Annotated in this window: 19 protein-coding genes; 16 read left to right on the forward strand and 3 right to left on the reverse strand. The window is 71.3% G+C overall.

All coding sequences use genetic code 11. The features are described from left to right. Positions 1–24 precede the first annotated feature (24 nt). A complete protein-coding gene (locus E3328_RS03355; protein ID WP_135363207.1) occupies positions 25–663 on the reverse strand; it encodes a DUF8170 family protein in 639 nt (212 codons plus the stop codon). Positions 664–799: 136 nt separating this feature from the next. Between E3328_RS03355 and E3328_RS03360 the strand changes: the two genes are divergently transcribed. From E3328_RS03360 to E3328_RS03415, 12 genes are all read left to right on the forward strand, one after another. Then, positions 800–1,231, forward strand: a complete 432-nt coding sequence (locus E3328_RS03360) for a helix-turn-helix domain-containing protein (protein WP_135363208.1) — start codon at positions 800–802, stop codon at positions 1,229–1,231. A gap of 498 nt (positions 1,232–1,729) precedes the next feature. Continuing rightward, positions 1,730–2,629, forward strand: coding sequence for an ABC transporter ATP-binding protein (locus E3328_RS03365; RefSeq protein WP_135363209.1), 900 nt, complete (start codon positions 1,730–1,732; stop codon positions 2,627–2,629). Continuing rightward, the gene (locus tag E3328_RS03370) at positions 2,626–4,638 is read left to right on the forward strand and encodes an ABC transporter permease subunit (protein ID WP_135363210.1); all 2,013 of its coding nucleotides are present in this window, start codon (positions 2,626–2,628) and stop codon (positions 4,636–4,638) included. The genes E3328_RS03365 and E3328_RS03370 overlap by 4 nt, the downstream gene beginning before the upstream one ends. A gap of 106 nt (positions 4,639–4,744) precedes the next feature. Further along, on the forward strand, positions 4,745–5,806 hold the full coding sequence (locus E3328_RS03375) for an ABC transporter permease (protein ID WP_167837371.1): 1,062 nt from the start codon (positions 4,745–4,747) through the stop codon (positions 5,804–5,806). Positions 5,807–5,926: 120 nt separating this feature from the next. Further along, positions 5,927–6,901, forward strand: a complete 975-nt coding sequence (locus E3328_RS03380) for an aldo/keto reductase (protein WP_135363212.1) — start codon at positions 5,927–5,929, stop codon at positions 6,899–6,901. Between the two features lie 337 nt (positions 6,902–7,238). Then, positions 7,239–7,718: a PH domain-containing protein gene (locus E3328_RS03385; protein WP_394345907.1), complete on the forward strand. Its 480-nt coding sequence runs from the start codon at positions 7,239–7,241 to the stop codon at positions 7,716–7,718. Beyond that, complete coding sequence (locus E3328_RS03390) at positions 7,715–9,472, forward strand: PH domain-containing protein (RefSeq protein ID WP_135363214.1); 1,758 nt, start codon at positions 7,715–7,717, stop codon at positions 9,470–9,472. Before E3328_RS03385 ends, E3328_RS03390 begins: the two co-directional genes overlap by 4 nt. Before the next feature lie 43 nt (positions 9,473–9,515). Continuing rightward, positions 9,516–10,439 (forward strand): NAD-dependent epimerase/dehydratase family protein, encoded by a 924-nt coding sequence (locus E3328_RS03395; RefSeq protein WP_135363215.1) that lies wholly within the window; start codon positions 9,516–9,518, stop codon positions 10,437–10,439. Between the two features lie 137 nt (positions 10,440–10,576). Continuing rightward, positions 10,577–11,362 (forward strand): ABC transporter ATP-binding protein, encoded by a 786-nt coding sequence (locus E3328_RS03400; RefSeq protein WP_135363216.1) that lies wholly within the window; start codon positions 10,577–10,579, stop codon positions 11,360–11,362. After that, a complete protein-coding gene (locus E3328_RS03405) occupies positions 11,359–12,825 on the forward strand; it encodes a hypothetical protein (protein WP_209452127.1) in 1,467 nt (488 codons plus the stop codon). Before E3328_RS03400 ends, E3328_RS03405 begins: the two co-directional genes overlap by 4 nt. 104 nt (positions 12,826–12,929) lie before the next feature. After that, the gene (locus E3328_RS03410; RefSeq protein WP_135363217.1) at positions 12,930–13,739 is read left to right on the forward strand and encodes an HAD-IIA family hydrolase; all 810 of its coding nucleotides are present in this window, start codon (positions 12,930–12,932) and stop codon (positions 13,737–13,739) included. 119 nt (positions 13,740–13,858) lie between these two features. Further along, positions 13,859–14,443 carry a DJ-1/PfpI family protein gene (locus E3328_RS03415; RefSeq protein ID WP_135363218.1) on the forward strand — a complete coding sequence of 195 codons (585 nt, stop codon included), beginning with the start codon at positions 13,859–13,861 and terminating at the stop codon, positions 14,441–14,443. Positions 14,444–14,528: 85 nt separating this feature from the next. On the opposite strand, the gene E3328_RS03420 is transcribed toward E3328_RS03415, so the two are convergent. Beyond that, positions 14,529–16,016 carry a PQQ-dependent sugar dehydrogenase gene (locus E3328_RS03420; RefSeq protein WP_135363219.1) on the reverse strand — a complete coding sequence of 496 codons (1,488 nt, stop codon included), beginning with the start codon at positions 16,014–16,016 and terminating at the stop codon, positions 14,529–14,531. A gap of 140 nt (positions 16,017–16,156) precedes the next feature. On the opposite strand from E3328_RS03420, the gene E3328_RS03425 reads away from it, so the two are divergent. Then, positions 16,157–16,408: an MTH865 family protein gene (locus E3328_RS03425; protein ID WP_135363220.1), complete on the forward strand. Its 252-nt coding sequence runs from the start codon at positions 16,157–16,159 to the stop codon at positions 16,406–16,408. Here the strand turns inward: E3328_RS03425 and E3328_RS03430 are convergent. Continuing rightward, positions 16,405–16,890: a metal-dependent hydrolase gene (locus E3328_RS03430; RefSeq protein ID WP_135363221.1), complete on the reverse strand. Its 486-nt coding sequence runs from the start codon at positions 16,888–16,890 to the stop codon at positions 16,405–16,407. The two genes, E3328_RS03425 and E3328_RS03430, sit on opposite strands and share 4 nt — an antisense overlap. 100 nt (positions 16,891–16,990) lie before the next feature. Between E3328_RS03430 and E3328_RS03435 the strand changes: the two genes are divergently transcribed. The 3 genes from E3328_RS03435 (at position 16,991) to E3328_RS03445 (ending at position 19,039) form a co-directional block, all read left to right on the forward strand. Beyond that, the gene (locus tag E3328_RS03435; protein WP_135363222.1) at positions 16,991–17,557 is read left to right on the forward strand and encodes a peroxidase-related enzyme; all 567 of its coding nucleotides are present in this window, start codon (positions 16,991–16,993) and stop codon (positions 17,555–17,557) included. Between the two features lie 107 nt (positions 17,558–17,664). Then, on the forward strand, positions 17,665–18,360 hold the full coding sequence (locus E3328_RS03440; RefSeq protein WP_135363223.1) for a metal-dependent transcriptional regulator: 696 nt from the start codon (positions 17,665–17,667) through the stop codon (positions 18,358–18,360). A gap of 82 nt (positions 18,361–18,442) precedes the next feature. Further along, positions 18,443–19,039, forward strand: coding sequence for a winged helix-turn-helix transcriptional regulator (locus E3328_RS03445; protein ID WP_135363224.1), 597 nt, complete (start codon positions 18,443–18,445; stop codon positions 19,037–19,039). The last annotated feature ends 8 nt before the right edge of the window (positions 19,040–19,047 follow it).

Here is a 19,047-nt window from a genome sequence, read left to right on the forward strand (position 1 = left end):
CGAGAGCGGCGCCCGGGATCGCCGTCAGGGGATCTCGCCGACGGCCCGCCGGAGGTCCGACTCGTCGCGCCAGCGGACGACGCGGTCGCCCGCCGCGCGTTCGAGCGCCGCGAGGTGGGCGGCGGCCATCCCGTTGTCGTAGCGCTCGCGCCGCCGCTCGTCGCTCTCGTAGGTCCGCTTCAGCAGCCAGAGCGCGTCGCGGACGCGGCTCCCCTCGTGGTAGAGGTACCCCAGTTCCCAGACGTGGCCGCCGTCGAAGTCCTCCAGGACGCCGACGACGTGGGTCGCCTGCTCGCAGAGGATCTCGAAGGCGGGCGCCCACAGGTCGATCTCCTCGCCCGAGAGCCCGAAGTCCTCCAGCATGAAGGCCGTCGCGTCGCGGCGGTCGTCCAGCAGGTCCCGGGCCCGCCGGCGGCGCCGCCCCGGGCCGCCGTCGCCGCCCCGTCCCACGACGAGGTACCGCCGGTCGCTGTACTCGATCTCGTTCAGCCGGTCCCCGTGGAGGTGCGTCTTGAGTCGCTCGTGTTGCTCCGGCGTCAGCGTCAGCGAGTCCGGGCTCGTGTCGACGAGTTCCCCGCCGTCGACGCCGTCGACGTACTCCCCTCGCCGCTCCGCTCCCGCCTCGCCGCTCGCGTCCCCCGACGCGTTCCCGTCGTCGACCATGCCGGCCCGACTCCCGGGGGTGGCAAGTGTCTTCCGACAGTCGGAGCGACGGTCGTGCGATCGTTCGACGAACAGTCGAGAATTACTCGCGCTCAGCGTCCAAGTGTTTATGCCGGCGGGGGTCGTACGGGCGAGTATGAGGCCCGAACCGGTCGAGGCGAGCGACGGCGGGGCTGACGGGGCGACCGACGCGTTCGACCCGTGGCTCGCGCTCCAGCGGGTCACCGACGAGACGCGGGCGAACATCGTCGCGGACGTGGTCGGCCACCCGAAGGGCGCGCCCAGCGTCGACGAGCTCGACTACACCAACCCCAGCCTGGAGGCCGACACCATCCGCAACCACCTGAAGACCCTCGCGGAGGCGGGCGTCGTCGAGGAGCTGACGGTCCCCGCCGGCCAGCGGACCCGGGGCTACCCCTACAAGTTCTACCGGGTGACGGAGGCGGCCCGGGAACTGTTCGACCGCAACGGCCTGTTCCCCGCGGAGGCGTGGCGACGCCAGTACGAGCGCGTCGAGAAGACCCCCGAGATCCGTGAGCTCGAAGCGATGCCCCGCCCGGATGAGTAGACGGAGTCTGTGACTGGGGCCGATCGCTCGCGATCGACTCGTTTTGGCTCGGCGGCAAGCGGTGAAAGCCTTCGACGCGCTCGCTAGCAGTCGTCTCGACCGTACTCGACAGCAGGCGGTGAAAGCCCTCGCCGCGCTCGCGGTCGCTGAGGCGGGATATCCGCGCTCTCCGCACCGCCCGCGCGGATAGTGCCCGCTCAGGCGACTAAACTGCACGCGAGCGCGCCTCGCCCGTTCAGTCCGCCAGGCGCCGCAACCGCACGGCACCGCAACCGCACCGCAGGGGGCCACGAGCCTCCCCAGCCGATTCGCGACACACGAGTCGCGAATCCCTCGCGCGGTGCTGTCGCGACACGAGAGTCGCGACAGCGCGCGCCGACCGCACCGTAACCGTCCGTCACGGGCACCGAGAGCCCCACAGTTGGTCGTTCGTGCCATCCCCAGATCCGATAACGGGGGACGAACCTATACAATCCCCCACCCGCAAGGGTCGGTCGAATGATCACGGCCCGCGACCTGCGCAAGGAGTACGGCGGCTTCGTCGCGGTTGAGGGGAGCACGTTCACGGTCGAGGAGGGCGAGGTCTTCGGCATCATCGGCCCGAACGGGGCCGGCAAGACGACGACGCTGAAGATGCTGGCGGGCCTCGTCGAACCGACCGACGGCGAGGTCTCCGTCGCTGGCTACGACGCTGGCGAGACGGAGATGCGCCAGCGGCTGGGCTTTCTCCCCGAGGAGTCGCCGCTGTACGAGGAGATGACGCCGGTCTCGTACCTGCACTTCTTCGCGGATCTGTACGACGTGCCGGAGGGCGTCGCGGACCGGCGCATCCACGACACGCTCGAACGGCTGGAGCTCGACCACCGCGACCGCCCGCTGGGGGACATGTCCAAGGGGATGAAGCGGAAGGTCGCCATCGCGCGGTCGCTCATCAACGACCCCGACGTGCTGATCTACGACGAACCCGGCAGCGGCCTCGACCCGCTGACGACCAACTACATCATCGACTTCACGCGCGAGCTGGGCGAGCAGGGCAAGACCATCGTCTTCAGCGCGCACAATCTCTACCACGTCGAGAGCATCTGCGATCGCGTCGCCATCATGAACGAGGGTCGCATCGTCGCCAAGGGCGACCTGGACGAACTCCAGGCGGAGTACGGCCGGACCGAGTACCACGTCTACACGACCGTCGAAGTGCCGGATAGCGCCCGCGAGAACGGCCACTACCGGCGCGTCGTCGAGAGCATGGACGCGGTCGACGAGACCCGGGAGGCGGCCCAGGCCGCGGGCGGCGAGGTCGTCGACATCCGGACCGAGGAGTCCAGTCTCGAAGAGGTGTTCCTCAACGTCGCCGAGTCCGACCCCGAGGCCGAGCGGACCTCGGGGCCGCGGCCGTGAGCGGCCAGCCGCCGGTCGGCGGGGACTCCGGGACCGAGAGCGACGCCTCCCGCAGTCGCCGACTCGCCCGCTGGCTGCGCACGCGCGTCGAGAACGTCGCCCGGATCGCCCGCTGGGAGGTGACGAAGAACGCCGGCGGCGTCGACCGGCGGACGGCCGCCATCGCCTTGCTGGCGGTGCTCGGGCTGGGCGCGATGGCCCCGGTCGCCGTCAGCCAGGGGGTCGCGCTCGACCAGGGGATCTACCGGGTCGGCGTCGTCCAGGAGGACCCCCTCTACGACCCCGTCTACCTCGACCCGACCTTCCGGGTGCAGGACCCGAGTTCGGCGGCCGTCGAGGCGGGCTATCAGGAGGTCATGGTCGTCGGCCCCCAGGTCCGCGAGTACGCCGACTCGACGAAGGGCCGGGCCGCGGTCTCCGAGTTGCGGTCGACCGTCAAGCGGTACAACGACGGGATCATGGACACCGAGGACAACCAGTCGGCGGCGTTCCCCGTCGTCGTGAACCTGACCTACGTCGACCGCGAATCCTCCCGCGTCACGGCCGCGCAGACACAGACGATCCCGATTCAGACCGACGAGAACGACGAGGCCGGGGACGGCGACGGCTCGGCCGGCGAGGGCGACGGCGGGGACGGATCCGGCGGTGACTCCGCGGACGGCGCCGCCGACGAGACCGACGGGTCGGCGGGCGGTGACTCCGGCGACGGCGGGGACGGCGGCGACGGCTCCGGCGGCGTCACGCGGCCGGGCGAGGGCTCGAACGTCGCCGGGTCGAGCATCGGCGCGCGGCTGACCGGCGGGAGTTCCACCGGCGCGCCGTCGGACATCACGCCCCCCTTCCCCTTCCGGTCGCTCGTGCTCGCGTTCGTGTTCGTCCTCCCGCTGAACTTCGTCATCCAGGCCTACGGGTCGACGATACTCAGCGAGCGGATCAACCGCCGGGGCGAACTCCTGCTGGTCGCGCCCGTCTCCCGCGGGGACATCATCGTCGGGAAGACGCTGCCGTACTTCGCCGCCGCTATCGGCGTCGCGGCGGCGATCACCGTCGCGCTCCAGGCCGGACTCGGGCTGGCCGGCTCGGTCGTCTCCGTGCTCGCCATCGTCCCGCTGGCGCTGCTCTTCCTCGCCGCGACCTTCCTCGGCGCGATGTTCGCCCGGTCGTTCAAGGAGCTGACCTTCGTCACGGTGACGATCACCGTCACGCTCACCTCCTACGCGTTCGTCCCGGCGATCTTCACGGACGTGACGCCCATCGCGCTCATCTCGCCGCTGACGCTCGTGGTCCGGGACCTGCAGGGCCAGGCCATCGGCCTCGGCCAGTTCGTCTTCTCGACGCTGCCGCCGACGCTGACGGCGCTGGTCTGTTTCGGCCTGGGTGCGGGGCTCTACCGCGAGGAGGACATGTTCACCCAGCGGCCGATCCCCTACAAGGTGCTCGACGCGCTGGCGGGGCCGATCAAACGGCGCCGCAGCGTCGCGCTCGTGACCGCGGTCCTGCTGCCGTTCGTCCTCGTGGCGGAGCTGGTCGTCGTCGCGTTCGCGTACCCGCTCTGGCAGGCGGAGATCCCGGTCGGGGTCATCGTCGTCGCCCTGCTCGTCGGCATCGCGGTCGTCGAGGAACTCGCCAAGAGCCTGCACGTCTACGCCGGCTACGCCCACGCGCTGTTCGACGACCGGCTGCGGACGGCGCTGGTCGTCGGCGCCTTCAGCGGCCTGGGCTTCTTCCTCGCGGAGAAGCTCACGCTGATCGTCCGGCTCGCGGACCTGCAGACGCTCCCCGTCGGCCAGGCCGCGATGGGCGAGCAGGCGCTCGTGGCGACCGGCGTCCCGCTCCCGTTGCTCGTCGGGGCGCTGTTGCTGGCGCCGCTGGCGCTGCACGTCGTCACGGCGTCGATATCGGCGCTCGGCGCGCGCCGGGGGCCGCGCTCGTACGCGGTCGCCCTCGCCGTCGCGGTCGTCGTTCACGTCGCCTACAACCTGACGGTGGTGAGTACCCTTGTCCGGTGAGGACGCGCCCGCCCCGCAGCCGGGGTCGGCGGCCGCCGAGTCCGGCGACGGGCCGAGTGTCGACGCGCCGAGCGACGGCGAACCGTCCGACGGCGACGACGCCGCGGTGCGGTCGCTGCTCGCCGACCCGCGACTCACCATCGCGAAGCGCGACCTCGCCTCGCTCAGCCGCGAGAAGACGATCGTCCTCGCGCTGCTGATCCAGCTGTTCGTCGCCGCGTTCTCGTCGTTCCTCGTCGTCGGGCTCACGTCGCTGTACAGCCCCGGGTCCGTCTCGGCCGGCGAGGTGGTCGTCGGCGTGGCCGGCGAGCACGACGACGCGCTCGTCCGCGCGGCCAACGACCAGGAGGGCGTCCGCGCGATCGTCTACCCGAACCCCGACGCCGCTCGCGACGCCTACCACGACGGGAGCGTCCACGCGACGCTGCTGGCGACGGACTCGGGCGACCGGATCGACGTGGCGGTGATCGCCCCACAGGAGAGCATCGAGACGACGCTGATCGTCGACCAGGTCCGGACCCTGCTCGAATCGGTCGAGCGCACCGAGCGGATCGCCCGCGCCGACCACCTCGACAACTCGCCGGTGCCGCTGCCGGAGGACGTGGACGCCAGCCCCTACTTCGGGTTCACCTACACGGTGCTGGTCCCGCTGCTCCTGTTTCTCCCCCCGTTCATCAGCGGCTCCGTCGCCGTCGACGCGCTGACCGAGGAGATCGAGCGCGGCACGCTGGAACTGCTGCGGGTCGCGCCGCTGTCGCTGGTCGACATCGTCGACGGGAAGGCGCTGGCGATGATCCTGATCGCGCCCGCCCAGGCCGCGCTGTGGATCGGCCTGCTCGGGTTCAACGGCATCGCCGTGTCGAACGTTCCCCAGATCCTGCTCGTCGTGACCGCGCTGACGACGCTGGTCGTCACCCTCGGGCTCTCGCTGGGCGTCCTGACAGCGAAACGCCGGCAGGCACAGCTACTGTACTCGGTGCTGGTGATCTTCGGGTTCGGCCTGCTGACGTTCGTCCCCGAGCACCCGGCGACGACCGTCGCGAAACTCGCCGTCGACAGCCCGACGGCGACGACGACGCTCCACGTCGCCGCCTACGCCGTCGCCGCGGTCGTCCTGTTCGTCGGCGCCCGCCGGCTCGTTGCGCGGACGGATCCCGAAGGGCTCTGAGCCGTCGACAGCGGCAGTTCCGGGCGTCTGCCGGCGCCCGCTCGCCGGGTACCCGCCGGGAGAGCCGGCGACAGCACCCGGGGAACCCACCTTTTTGCGCCGCGGCGCCATCCCTGGCGTATGGAGTACACCACACTGGGATCGACCGGCGTCGAGGTCAGCCGCATCTGTCTCGGGTGCATGAGCTTCGGCTCGTCGGACTGGCGCGAGTGGGTCTTGGACGAGGAGGAGGGCATCGAACTGGTCGAGCGCGCTCGCGACCTCGGCATCAACTTCTTCGACACCGCGAACATGTACTCGCGGGGCGAGTCCGAGCGGGTCCTCGGGAAGGCGCTGGAGGGCCACCGCGAGGAGAGCGTCGTCGCGACGAAGGGCTTCTTCCAGATGGACGACGACGACCCGAACTCGGGCGGACTCTCGCGGAAGGCCATCGAGCAGGAACTCGACAACTCCCTCGACCGGCTGGGGATGGACACGGTCGACCTCTACCAGATCCACCGCTGGGACTACGACACGCCCGTCGAGGAGACGCTGCGGGCGCTCGACGACGCCGTCCGCCGCGAGAAGGTCCGGTACGTCGGCGCCTCGTCGATGTGGACCCGCCAGTTCGCCGACGCGCTGCACACGAGCGAGCGGCTGGGGCTCGAACGGTTCCAGACGATGCAGAACCACTACAACCTCCTCTACCGGGAGGAGGAGCGGGAGATGTTGCCGTACTGCGAGCAGGAGAACGTCGGGGTCATCCCCTGGAGTCCGCTGGCCCGCGGGTATCTCACCCGGCCGCACGAGGAGTACGACGCGACGACGCGGGGCGAGACCGACGATTACGCCCGGGAACATCCCTACTTCGAGGGGGGCGGGAAGGAGATCAACGAGCGCGTCGCGGAGCTGGCCGACGAGTACGGCGCGACGATGGCCCAGATCGGGCTGGCGTGGCTGCTGGACAAGGAGCCCGTCGACGCGCCGATCGTCGGCACGACGAGTATCGAACACCTCGAACAGGCCGTCGAGGCGCTGGACATCTCGCTGTCGGAGTCCGACACCGAGTATCTGGAGGAGCCGTACGAACCGGTCCGGGTGTCCGGTCACGAGTGAGAACTGCGGATCGGCGGGCCGGAGCGGTCCGCGTACGGGGCCGATACCACTAAACCGCGCCCGGCCCACGACTGAGGCGATGACAGATCCCCGCGACGACGGCGACGAGGCGGACCCGCCCCCCGACGGCGCCGCGCCGCCCGCCGAGGGCGTCTCCGCGGACGCGGAATCCGTAGAGGGCGACGCCGCCGACACGGAGACGGCCGACGACCCGGCGACAGACAGGAACCGGTCGCCGGTCGACGACGAAGCCCCGGCGGGCGACGACGGCTCGGCGGCCGACGGGACGGACCGGCCGGTCGCCGAGTCCGTCGAGACGCCGGGCGAACCGCGGACGCTGCACCCGAAGGTCCGGATCGAGTGGGTCGTCGGCCCGCTGTTCGGCGCGCTCCTGACTGCGGCGGTCGCCGGGTTCATCACCTGGGCGGTCGCGGCCGAGTACCTCCCCTACGATCGGACGAGAAGCGCCGTCGCGGTCGGAGCGGGGCTGTTCCTCCTGTTCGCGGTGTACGGCGCCGTGCGCGCCGTCTTCCTCTACCGGTCGTGGCGCTACGTCGTCCGCGAGGAGTCGCTGTATCTCACCCGGGGCGTCCTCACCAAGGTCCAGACCGTGGTGCCCTACGTGCGCGTCCAGCACATCGACACGCGCCGCTCGGCGTTCGAGCGCGTGCTCGGCCTCTCGACGCTGGTCGTCTACACCGCCGGCTCCCGCGGCGCCGACGTGACGATCCCCGGACTCACGCCCGACACGGCCGAGGACCTGCAGTCCCGGCTCGAACGGCTCGCGATCGCCTCCGAGGACGAAGACGCAGTATGAGCGACGACCGCCCGACCGACGACTCGCCAGCCGACATCCCGCCGGGCGACGCCCCGGCGGCCGACGACGCCCGGCCGGCGGACGCGGACCGCGAGACGGTCGGCGAGGCCGCCGCCGAGGAGGCCGAGAGCGCCGGTCCCTCGGCGGCGACGCCCCGGATCGAGGGGCCACAGAAGCTGAACGCGCTGACGGTCCCCTACCAGATCGCCCAGCAGGGGATCAGCATCGTCGTCGCCATCTTCATCTTCGGCGGGGGCGGCGTGTCGGCGCTGTTCGGGTCGGGTCGGAGCCTGCTGGCGATCGGCGCGGTCGTCGCCATCGTCCTCGGGATCGCGGCGTTCGTCGGCTACTTCGTCGCCCGCTACCGCCGCTTCGAGTACGAACTCACCGCCGACACCTTCGACATCCGCTCGGGTGTGCTCTCGCGGCGCGTGCGCGAGATCCCGCTGCGACGCATCCAGAACGTCGACATCAGCCAGAACGTCGTCCAGCGCGTCCTCGGGATCGCCGAGGTCGACCTGGAGACCGCCGGCGGCGGCGGGACGGAGGCGCAACTGCAGTACGTCGGCGTCGACGACGCCGAACGGCTCCAGTCGGAGATCAGCCGACTGAGCCGCGCGGCGAAGGCCGAGGAGGGCGAGACGACCGCGACCGACGAGGAGCGCTTCGAGACGGTGTTCTCGATCACCGACCGCGAGCTCGGGATCCTCGCGCTGATCTCGGTGGACCTCCGGCTCGCCTCCTTCCTCTTTTTCGGCGCCTCCATCTTCGCGCCGTCGGCGGTCTCGATGGCCCAGCCCGACAACTGGTGGGAGTACGGGTTCGGCCTCGACAGCCTCGTCGGCGCGTTCCTCGGGCCGCTGGCGGCGCTGGCCGCCGTCGCGGCGCTCGCGGTCGCCTCGGGCGTGCTCAACGCCGCCCGCTACTACGGGTTCCGGCTGGACCGGGGCGACGAGGAACTGCGCTACGAGCGGGGCCTGCTCCAGAAGTTCCGCGGGACGATCCCCCTCTCGAAGGTCCAGACGCTGACGCTGGAGGAGAACGTCCTCGCGCGGGCGCTGGGCTACGGCGCGCTGACCATCGAGACGGCGGGCTACACGCCGACGAGCGGCGAGTCGAACGGCTCCCAGTCGGCGATCCCCGTCGCCGAGCGCGACCGCGTCGTCTCGCTGGCGCGGTCGCTCGAACCGTTCGACGACTCGGGGCTCGAACGCCCGCCGAAGCGAGCGCGCCTGCGCTACGGCTTCCGCTACGCCATCGGGCTCGCCGTCGTCGTCGCCCTGCTGTACGCCGGCACGGCGTTCACCGACTTCCGGCTGTACTGGTACGTCCCGCTGGTCGCCGTGCCGCTCGTCCCCGTCGCCGCCCACTACAAGTGGAAGAACCGCGGCTACGCGCTCGGCGACGAACACGTGATCACCCGCAACGGCTTCTGGGTCCGCCGGCAGAAGGTGGTCCCCTACCACCGCGTCCAGACGGTCTTCAGCTCCCAGACGGTCTTCCAGCGGCGGCGGGACCTCGCGACGGTCACCGTCGACACCGCCGGCTCCCAGAGCCTCACCGGCCAGGACGCGAAGGCCGTCGACATCGACGCCGGGCGGGCCGAGGAGATCCGCGAGGAGGTGTCCGACGAGCTCTACGGGGCGCTCGCACGGCGCCGACGCGAGGGTCGTGGCCGCGGTTCCGGCCCTGATTCCGGCCCCGACACCCGCCCCGACGGACCGGGCCCGGGCGGGACGCCGGCGGACGACTGAATTCGGCCAAAGGGTTTCGGGGGAGGGCGTTCCACGCTACCGTATGTCACACGCAGGACCCGGCGAGTTCGACCACGGCGTCGACTGCGCGGTCGTGACCGGTGCGCTCGGCGGCGTCGGGGCGTGGATCGTCGACAGACTGGCCGACGACGGCGTCGAAGTCGTCGGCGTCGACCTGGACCGGCCCGACGGCGACCGGCCGAACGCGCAGTTCCGCGCCGTCGACCTGACCGACATGGGCGAGACCTGGGAGACGGTCCACGAGGTCGACCCCGACGCGGTCGTCCACGCGGCGGCAATCTCCGGCCCGCTGGACGACCCCGGGACCCGCGTCTTCGAGAACAACACGACGAGCACGTACAACGCGCTCGTCGCGGCCGGGCGGGCCGACGCCGAGGTGGTCTGGACCTCCTCGCAGGCGGCCTACGGGATGCTGTTCGCCGAGGAGCCGTGGCTGCCCGACTCGCTGCCGATCGAGGAGGACCACGAGCGTCGCCCCGAGGACCCCTACGGCGCCTCGAAGTACTGCGGCGAGGTGGTCGCCGGGACGGTCGCCCGGCGCTACGACGTGCCGGTCACGACCATCAGACCGGCGAGCGTCTACGGGCCCGAGGCCGAGCGCGCCCGCCCGCAGCGCGAGGGGTTCGACCTGGAGGAGGGCGAACTGAGCGGCAACCTCTGGTCGTACGTCGACGTGCGGGACGTGGCCCGGATGGTCGAGGCGGCGCTGGCCGCCGACGAGTCGGGCCACGAGGTCTACCACTGCGTCGCCGACGAGAACTACCTCGGCCAGCCGACCGCCGAGATCATCGAGGCCGTCGCGGGCGAACTCCCCGCGGAGTGCGACCTGGAGGGCCAGCAGGCCGCCCTCTCGAACGCGAAGGCGAAGGCGCGACTCGGCTGGGAGCCGGCCTACTCCTGGCGGGCGGCCGACGAGTCGCCGTCGCCCGGGATCGACTGGCGCTGAGAGCCGACTCCGCGGTTGGCGCCCGGATATCCACGTCGACAGCCCCGCCAGAACCACTAAGGGACCGGCCGCGAGACGTACGCCAGACACAGGGGCCGTCCGGCGGACGGGCCGCCGAGCGGCCGGAGGACACCACTATGGGCGCAATCGAGACGGACGGACTGACGAAGCGATACGGGGACGTGACGGCGCTGGAGGGGCTGTCGCTGTCGGTCCCCGAGGGCGAACTGTTCGGCCTGCTCGGCCCCAACGGCTCGGGCAAGACGACGACCATCGAGATACTCACGGGCCAGCTCGACCCTACCGGGGGCACCGCCGCAGTCCTCGGCCACGACCCCGTCGACGACTCGCTGGCCGTCCGCGAGGCGGTCGGGATCCTCCCCGAGCGGGAGGACCCGCCGAGCTTCCTCACGCCGCGGGAGTACCTCCAGTTCGTCGGCGACGTGCGCGACCTGTCGGCCGTCGACGACCGCATCGCCGAGTGGGCCGACCGGCTGGGCTTCGCCGACACGCTCGACACAATCTCGACGGACCTCTCGGAGGGCGAGCGCCAGCGCGTGATGCTCGCCCAGACGTTCATCCACGAGCCCGACCTCGTGTTCATCGACGAGCCGCTGGTCAACCTCGACCCGATCATGCAGGCCGAGGTCAAAGACCACATGCGCGACTACTGCGAGCGGGGCAACACCCTCTTCCTCTCGACGCACTTTCTGGAGGTCGCCGAGGAGCTGTGCACCTCCGTCGGCATCGTCCGCGACGGCGAACTCGTCGCCGAGCGCGACCCTCGCGACCTCGACGACGGCGAGCAACTGCTCGACTACTTCCGACGGGAGGTCGAGCCCGAGGCGGCGACCGGGAGCGGTGCCGCCGCCGGCCCGGCAGCGACTTCGGCCGGGGGACCCTCCGGCGGATCCGACCCATGAGCGGCGCCGACTCGACCGCGGCGGACCCGACGACGGACTCGCCGACGCCGAACCGACGGGGCGGCCTCTCGACGCGGCTGCTCGTCCGGATGATCCGCGAGGAGTGGCGCCTCCAGGCGGAGCTGTTCGGTGACCGGTTCGCCGCGTTCCCGTTCGTGATCGCCGTCTTCGGCGGCCTCGGGGTCTGGCTGCTGACGGTGGCGGGCACCTCGATCGACGCGGTCGCGGCGGGGCTGCACGGCCTGGTCTTCTTCTTCGGGCTCCAGACCGGCACCATCGGTCTCGTGGGCCGCGACGCGCTGCGGGACGTGCTGGGCGACGTGATGCTGCTCGTGTTCTCGGCGCGGACGCTCCCGGTCACCTGGCGGCGCCTGCTCGCGGTCTTCGTGGTCAAGGACCTGCTGTACTACTCGGCGCTGTTCCTCGCCCCCCTCTCCGTCGGCTACGCCGCCGTCGCGCTCTCGGCGGGCGAGCCGGCCGCTCGCGTCGCCCTGCTGTGGCTGACGACGACCGGCGCGTTCGCGCTCGGCGTCGGGACGAGCCTCACCCTCACCGGCGTCGGAACCCGGAGTAGAGCGGCAGTGCTCGCGCTCGTCCTCGCGGTCGCCGCCGGGATACTCACGGGTCGGCTCGACGCCGTCGCGCTCTCGCCGTACGGCTTCTACCTCGACCCGTCGCTCCGGTCGGCGGTCGCCGGGTTCGGCCCCGCCCTCGCGCTGGCGGTCGCCGGGCCGCTCGCGTTCGAGCCGGTCGAGAGCGGCGGTGCGCGGTCTGCGCCCCAGCGGTACGAACGGGTTCGGTCCACGATCCGCGACCGCGACGGGGTCGCCACGCGGACGCTGCTGGAGGTCGCCCGCTCGTCGGGCTCGGTGTGGAAAGTCCTCTTCTCGATGGGCGTCCTGTTCGGCGTCACCGTCCTACTCGTCCGGGAGGTCGCACGGGCGACGACGCTCGCGCCCTCCTACGGCATCGCCGTCGGCACCCTGCTCGGCCTTGGTGCGTTCACGACTTACAGCTGGGTCACGCAGTTCGACTCCGCCGAGGAGTACCTACGGCTGCCGCTCTCGCTGTCGGCCGCGTTCGCCGGCAAGCGGACCGCGTTCCTCGTCCTCTCGGTGCCCGCGGGGCTGGTCTACCTGGTGGGGTCGCTCGTCTGGCTCTCGCCGGTCCAGGTCGCGGTCGGCGCGGTCGTCTTCCCGCTCGTCGCGGTCTACGTCTTCGGCGTGACGGCCTACGTGACTGGATTCTCACCGAACGAGCTACTGTTCGACACGCCGCTGTTCGTCGCCTTCGGCGCGGCGCTGGCGGCGGTCGCCGTCCCGCTGGTCGTCGCCGCGCTCGCCTACACCGAGGCGCCGACCGTCGCCGTCGGCGTCGCCCTGGGCGTCTCCCTCGTCGCCGCCGCCGTCGGCGTCGTCCTCTCGCGACGCGCCGGTCCGCGCTGGGGTCGGAAACTGCGGTGAGACTGCGGTTCCCGGCCGCTGACCGCCGAAGACCATCCCCGGGCGGCATCGCCCGACGACCGGCCCCCTTTTGCCGTGACGGTCCCAACCGCCGGCCGAACTAGATGTCCGTCACATCCGATTCCGAGACGTTCGACGACATCCGCGGGGTCGTCCTCGACCTCGACGGGACGGTCTACCGCGGCGAGGGGGCCATCCCCGGCGCCGCCGAGGCGGTCGCCGCGCTCCGGGAGCGCGGTATCTCGGTCTGCTTCTGCTCGAACAACCCGACGAAGACGCCCGCCGAGTACGTCGACCGCCTCGCCGGGATGGGGATCGACGCCGACGAGTCGGCGGTCCTCCCCGCCTCGACGGTCACGCGGGACTACCTCCGCGACAGCCATCCCGGCGAGCCCACCTATCTCCTCGGGTCGGACTCGCTCGCCGACTACCTCCGGGAGTCGGGCCAGCGCCTCGTCGACGACCCGCGGGCGGCCTCGGTGTTCGTCGCCTCGTGGGACGAGCGGTTCGACTACGGCGACATGCGCGACGCGCTCGCCGGCATCGACGACGACACCGCCTTCCTCGGGACCGACCCCGACCGGACGATCCCCGCCGCCGAGGGGTTCGTCCCCGGATCGGGCGCGATCATCGGCGCCGTCGCCCGCACGGTCGGGCGGGAACCGGATCGAGTGCTCGGCAAACCCGCCCCCGAGACCGCCGAGGACGCACTTGCTCGCCTCGGTGTCCCGGCCGAGCGCTGCCTGGTCGTCGGCGACCGCCTCGACACGGATCTGCGGATGGGCGCCGACCACGGGATGGCCACCGCGCTGGTGCTCACCGGCGTCTCGACCCGGGCCGACGCCGCCGGCAGCGCGGTCGATCCCGACGCCGTCCTCGACTCGCTGGCCGACCTGCCCGCGCTGCTCGATTAACTGCGAACGGCGCTCTCGCGCCGGACCGACCGCGCTCGGGTCCGGATCCCGACAGGTCGAGATACGCTTATGCTGTCGGGAGACCAACCACTACGTGGACTCCGAGGGGGTTCACAACCATGGCGAAGCTACTGCTCATCACCGGCGACTTCGGGGAGGACTACGAGGTAATGGTACCGTTCCAGGCGCTCCAGGCGGTCGGCCACGAGGTCGACGCCGTCTGCCCGGACAGGGAGGCGGGCGAGACGGTCAAGACCGCCGTCCACGACTTCCGCGGCGACCAGACCTACCTGGAGGAACGCGGTCACGACTTCGAACTGACGGCGACCCTGTCGGAGGTCGACCCCGCCGACTACGACGGGCTCGTCCTCCCGGGCGGCCGCGCCCCCGAGTACATCCGCAACTACGACGCCGTCATCGACGCCGTCGAGCACTTCTTCGACGAAGACAAGCCGGTCGCGGCCATCTGCCACGCGATGCAGATCCTCGTCGCCGCCGACGCCGTCGAGGGGCGAACCTGCACCGCCTACCCGGCGCTGGAGGCAGACGTGCGCGCGAGCGGCGGGGAGTGGGCCGAGGGTGTCGTCACCGACGGCAACCTCGTCACCGCGCAGGCCTGGCCCGACCACCCCGAGTGGATCGCCGAGTTCCTCGACGTGCTCGGCACCGACATCCAGCACGGCCAGCCCGTCACCGCGGACTGACCGCGGCCCCGTCGCTCACCGTTTCTTCGACCGCTCCGCGCCCACCGATCCGACCGCTGCTACGCCCCCGGCAGCCGAAACGCCGTCACACGCCCGACAGTCGGAACACTGCGCCGCTCTCGCCGGTGACCTGTCCCTGTGCGGTGGTACAGACGAACAGCTCGCCGTCCGGGTTGCGTCCGAACGAGAGGACCATCGGGCCGAACTGTTCGTCCGCGTCGATGGAGACGGTCGTCGTCGGCCACAGGCCCTCGTCGACCTCGCGGGCGGCGAACAGCCGTCCGCCGGCTCGCCAGTCGGCGAACAGGTAGCGACCCTGGAGGTCGGGCATCGCGTCGCCGCCGTAGAGGTACCCGCCGATGACGGCGATGCCGCTCACGGCCGCGCCGCCGTGGGGATACTCGATCACCGGGTCGCGAAGGGGTCGACCGCGCGGGCTCTCCGACGGGCAGTCGTCGGCCCGGAAGCAGTCGGTCCCCTCCCTGACGTTCCAGCCGTAGTTGCCGCCCCGTTCGACGACCGACACCTCCTCCCAGGCGCCCTGGCCCACGTCGCCGACGAGCAGGCGGCCCTCGGGGCCGAACGAGAACCGCCAGGGGTTCCGGAACCCCCAGGCCCACTGCTCGTCGAGGCCCTCGCCCCCCACGAGCGGGTTGTCGTCGGGGACCGCGTAGTTCCGGGCCGGGCCGTCCGAGCCGGCACTCCCGTTCCCGCTGCCCGTCGCGGTCCCCGCCGTCGACCCCTCCCCGTCCACGTCGATCCGCAGCATGCTCCCGAGCAGATTCTCGGTGATGTCCTGGCCGTTGCCGCCGTCGACGGCGTCGTACCAGTCGTCGACGTGGCCGACGCCCTGGTCGTTGGCCTGCCCGCCGTCGCCGGTCGCGACGTAGAGGTAGCCGTCCGGGCCGAAGGCGACGGCGCCGGCGTTGTGGTTGCTCTGTGGCTGGGCGATTTCCATGACGACCCGCTCGGAGTCGGGGTCGGCCGTCGCCGCGCCCGGGTCGGCGCGGAACTCCGAGAGGACGAACGTGTGGGAGTAGTCGTCGGGCACCCACCCGCGGGGCGGCGCGCTGTAGCGGACGAAAAACCGCCCGTTGTCCGAAAAGTCCGGGTGGAAGGCGGCGCCGAGCAGCCCCTGCTCGGAGTAGCCGCTCACGTCGACCATCCGGTCGGACACGTCCAGGAACGGCTCCTCGCGGAGGCTCCCGTCCTCCTGCAGGTAGATCTGGCCGGCCTGGTCGACGACGAAGCGCCGCCCCCGCTCGGGGATGGCGAGCGCCAGCGGCGAGGTGAACCCCGAGGCGACGCGCTCGGCCCGGACCGTCAGGTCCTCGAAGGCGGCCGTCCCCGGCGAGCCGTCGCCGGCTGTGGGGGATCCGCCGGCGTCCGTCGGGCCGTCCGTATCCCCGTCGGTGTCCGCGCCCGGCCCCTCTGTCGCCGTGCCGTCGGGGCTCGCCGGGTCGCCTCCCGGTCCGCCACCGTCAGAGTCACTCCCGCACCCTGCGAGACCTCCGGTCAGCGCCAGCCCGCTCACCGCGAGTGCTCGCCGGCGCGTCAGTCTGTCGTCGGTCATGGGTCGACTTTGCGCTCCAGTGATAGGAATCTTGGGTTCGGGCAGGGGAGCGACGGGCGAGGGGCGGGGCGATAAACGAGCAACTGGTTTGAAGATGTGAATCTCGAACCTTTTTTACGGTCATACGGACATCTAGGGGTATGGTTGACAGGCAAGACCTCCGCGAACAGTTCACCGAGGCGTTCGAGGGCGCGGACTACCCCATCTCCAGCCCGATGGACCTGGTGCCGGCGCTGCCGAACGGGCCGGGCACGAAGTTCGAGTCGGGCGACTTCTCGATGACCGCGATGGAGCTCAACACCAAGCTCGGCAGCGGCAACTTCCCGTACGACAGCGTCGACGCGTTCGTCGACGACATCATGGAGCAGCTCGACGACCAGGACCTCCTCTAGCTCCCGGCCACCAGCGCCGTTGCGACGGTCACCAGTACTCCCGCTCCGAGCAGGAGGTAGTTCGCCATCGCGTTGTCCGCGCGAGTCAGCGATATCGTGTAGTGAGCGTCCGAGAACGGCCGGAACGGCGTGACCCCCATCGGCGTCAGCGCGTCGGCCAGCAGGTGCGACCCGACGGCGAGTCCGCCGACGAGGAAGCCGAACGCGCCCAGTGCCGCGGCCGTACCGGGCGCGCCCGCTCGACCGAGCGCGACGCCGGTGGCGCCGACGGCGAGGCCCACGAGGACGAGGAAGCCCGCCGTGTGCGTCGGGCCGCGGTGCTCGACGAACGGGATCCGCTGGTCCACGTCCGGGAGCCCGGAGAGCCCGACGACGACCGCACCGCCGACCAGCGCCGCCGCGTCGAACCCGGCGGCCAGCAGCGTGCCGCCGACCGGCGCGTAGACGAGCAGCGCCGCCCCGTAGTGACCGGTCCTGTACATCGCCGTTCGTAGCTCTGTTCGCCACGGTACTTACGCCCTCGGGACGCTCGCGCCGTTCGCCGCCCGAGCACTGAAGGCCGTGCCGGGCGCTCGATCCCGTATGAGCGACCCAGCGATGACGCGGTTCCCGGTCCCCGACGTCGACGAACTGCCCGACGACCTCCAGGAGCGCATCGCCGCGGAAGAGGACGACGCCGGCTTCGTCCCGAACGTCTTCCGCGCGCTGGCCTACCGGCCGTCGCACTTCCGGGCGTTCTTCCAGTACTACGACGCCCTGGTCGAGCACACCGAACTCGACCGCGCGGAGATCGAGATGATAATCGTCGCCGTCAGCGGCGCCAATGACTGCCTCTACTGCAACGTCGCCCACGGCGCGCTCGCCCGCATCTACGCCGACGACCCCCAGATCGCCGAACAGTTGATGAGCAACCACTGGACCGCGAACGTCTCCGAGGCCCACCTGGCGATGCTCGACTTCGCCGTGAAGCTGACCGAGAACCAGGCCGAAGTCGGCGAGGACGACTTCGAGGAACTGCGCGAGCACGGTTTCTCGCAGCGGGCGATCTGGGATATCGGCAGCGTCACGGCCTTCTTCAACCTCTCGAACCGGATGGCCCACCTCGCGGACATGCGGCCGAACGACGAGTTCTACGAACTCGGTCGGTGACGCGCCGCGGCCGAACGGGCCGTCGATCGGTCCGGCTGTCGATCCGATCGATAGTGCAACCGTTCGGTGCAACACCCTTAAGGTTTAGATGGGTCTAATCCGGGGTGATGCTCAGCGCCAAGATGGAGGATTACCTGAAGGCGATCTACGAGCTCCAGCGGGAGGGGGAGGAGCCGGTCGCCACCTCGCGCATCGCGGAGCTGCTGGACGTGACGGCGCCGACGGCGACCAGCATGATGGAGAAGCTGGAGGAACGGGAGCTCGTGGAGCGCGAGAAGTACAAGGGCGTCCGGCTGACGCCCGAGGGGGAGACCGTGGCGCTGGAGGTCGTCCGCCACCACCGGCTGCTGGAGACCTACCTCACCGAGGAGCTGGGCTACGACTGGGCGGAGGTCCACGACGAGGCCGACCGGCTCGAACACCACATCAGCGAGGAGTTCGAGCGCCGGGTCGCCGAGCGGCTCGACGACCCGACCGTCGACCCCCACGGCGACCCGATCCCGACCGACGCGCTGGACCCGGTCGACGAGACGGCCGGCGACACCCTCGACGACTGTGCGGAGGACGAGACGGTCGTCGTCCGGCGCGTCCGCGACCGCGACCCGGAGGAGCTGGCCTACCTCGACGAGGCCGGTATCACGCCGGGCACCGAACTCGTCGTCGCGGAGGTCGCGCCCATCGGCATGGTGACCGTCCGGCTCGTCGAGGCCGACGAGACCGTCTCGCTCCCGGAGAGCGTCGCGGGCACCATCTTCGTCGACGCGCCCGGGGAGACCGCCGAGAGCGCGAGCGGCGCGGCCTGAGTCAGTCGCCCTGCGGCGACGGCCCGCTCGCGCGCGCCGAGCGGCCGAAACCAGTTTTGCCAGGGGCCCGCTCGTCTGTGGTATGCGCGACCTCGACGACACCGACCGGACGATCCTGGGACTCCTCCTCGACGACGCCCGCCGCTCCTGGCGGGACATCGCCGACGCCGTCGACCTGTCGCCGCCGGCCGTCGCCGACCGCGTCGAGCGCCTCGAAGAGATCGGCGTCATCCGCGGGTTCACCGTCGACGTGGACCGCTCGAAGCTCCGCGAGGGCGCGCCCGTGCTCGTGACCGTGAGGGTGACACCGCGGGCGGCCTCGGCGGTCGCGGACGCGCTCGGGGACGCCGACGCCGTCGAGCACGTCTTCACGACCGCCGAGGAGCGCGTCGTCTTCACCGCGACCGTCCCGGAGGGCGACGTGCTCTCGCTGCTCGACTCGACGGTCCCCATGGAGGACGTGCGCGACTACGAGGTGTCGCTGCTCGCGGACCGCTCGTGGAGCCCCTCCGTCGCCGAGGCCGAGCTGGCGCTGACCTGCGACGAGTGCGGCAACACCGTGACCGCCGAGGGCGAGACCCGCGAGATCGACGGCGAGACCTACCACTTCTGCTGTGAGTCCTGCGAGGCCTCCTTCGTCGAGATGTACGAGGAGCTGCGGGAGGGCGCGGAGGGCTGAAGCCGGAG

Origin of the sequence: Halosimplex halophilum (assembly GCF_004698125.1) — an archaeon.
GTDB lineage: Archaea > Halobacteriota > Halobacteria > Halobacteriales > Haloarculaceae > Halosimplex > Halosimplex halophilum.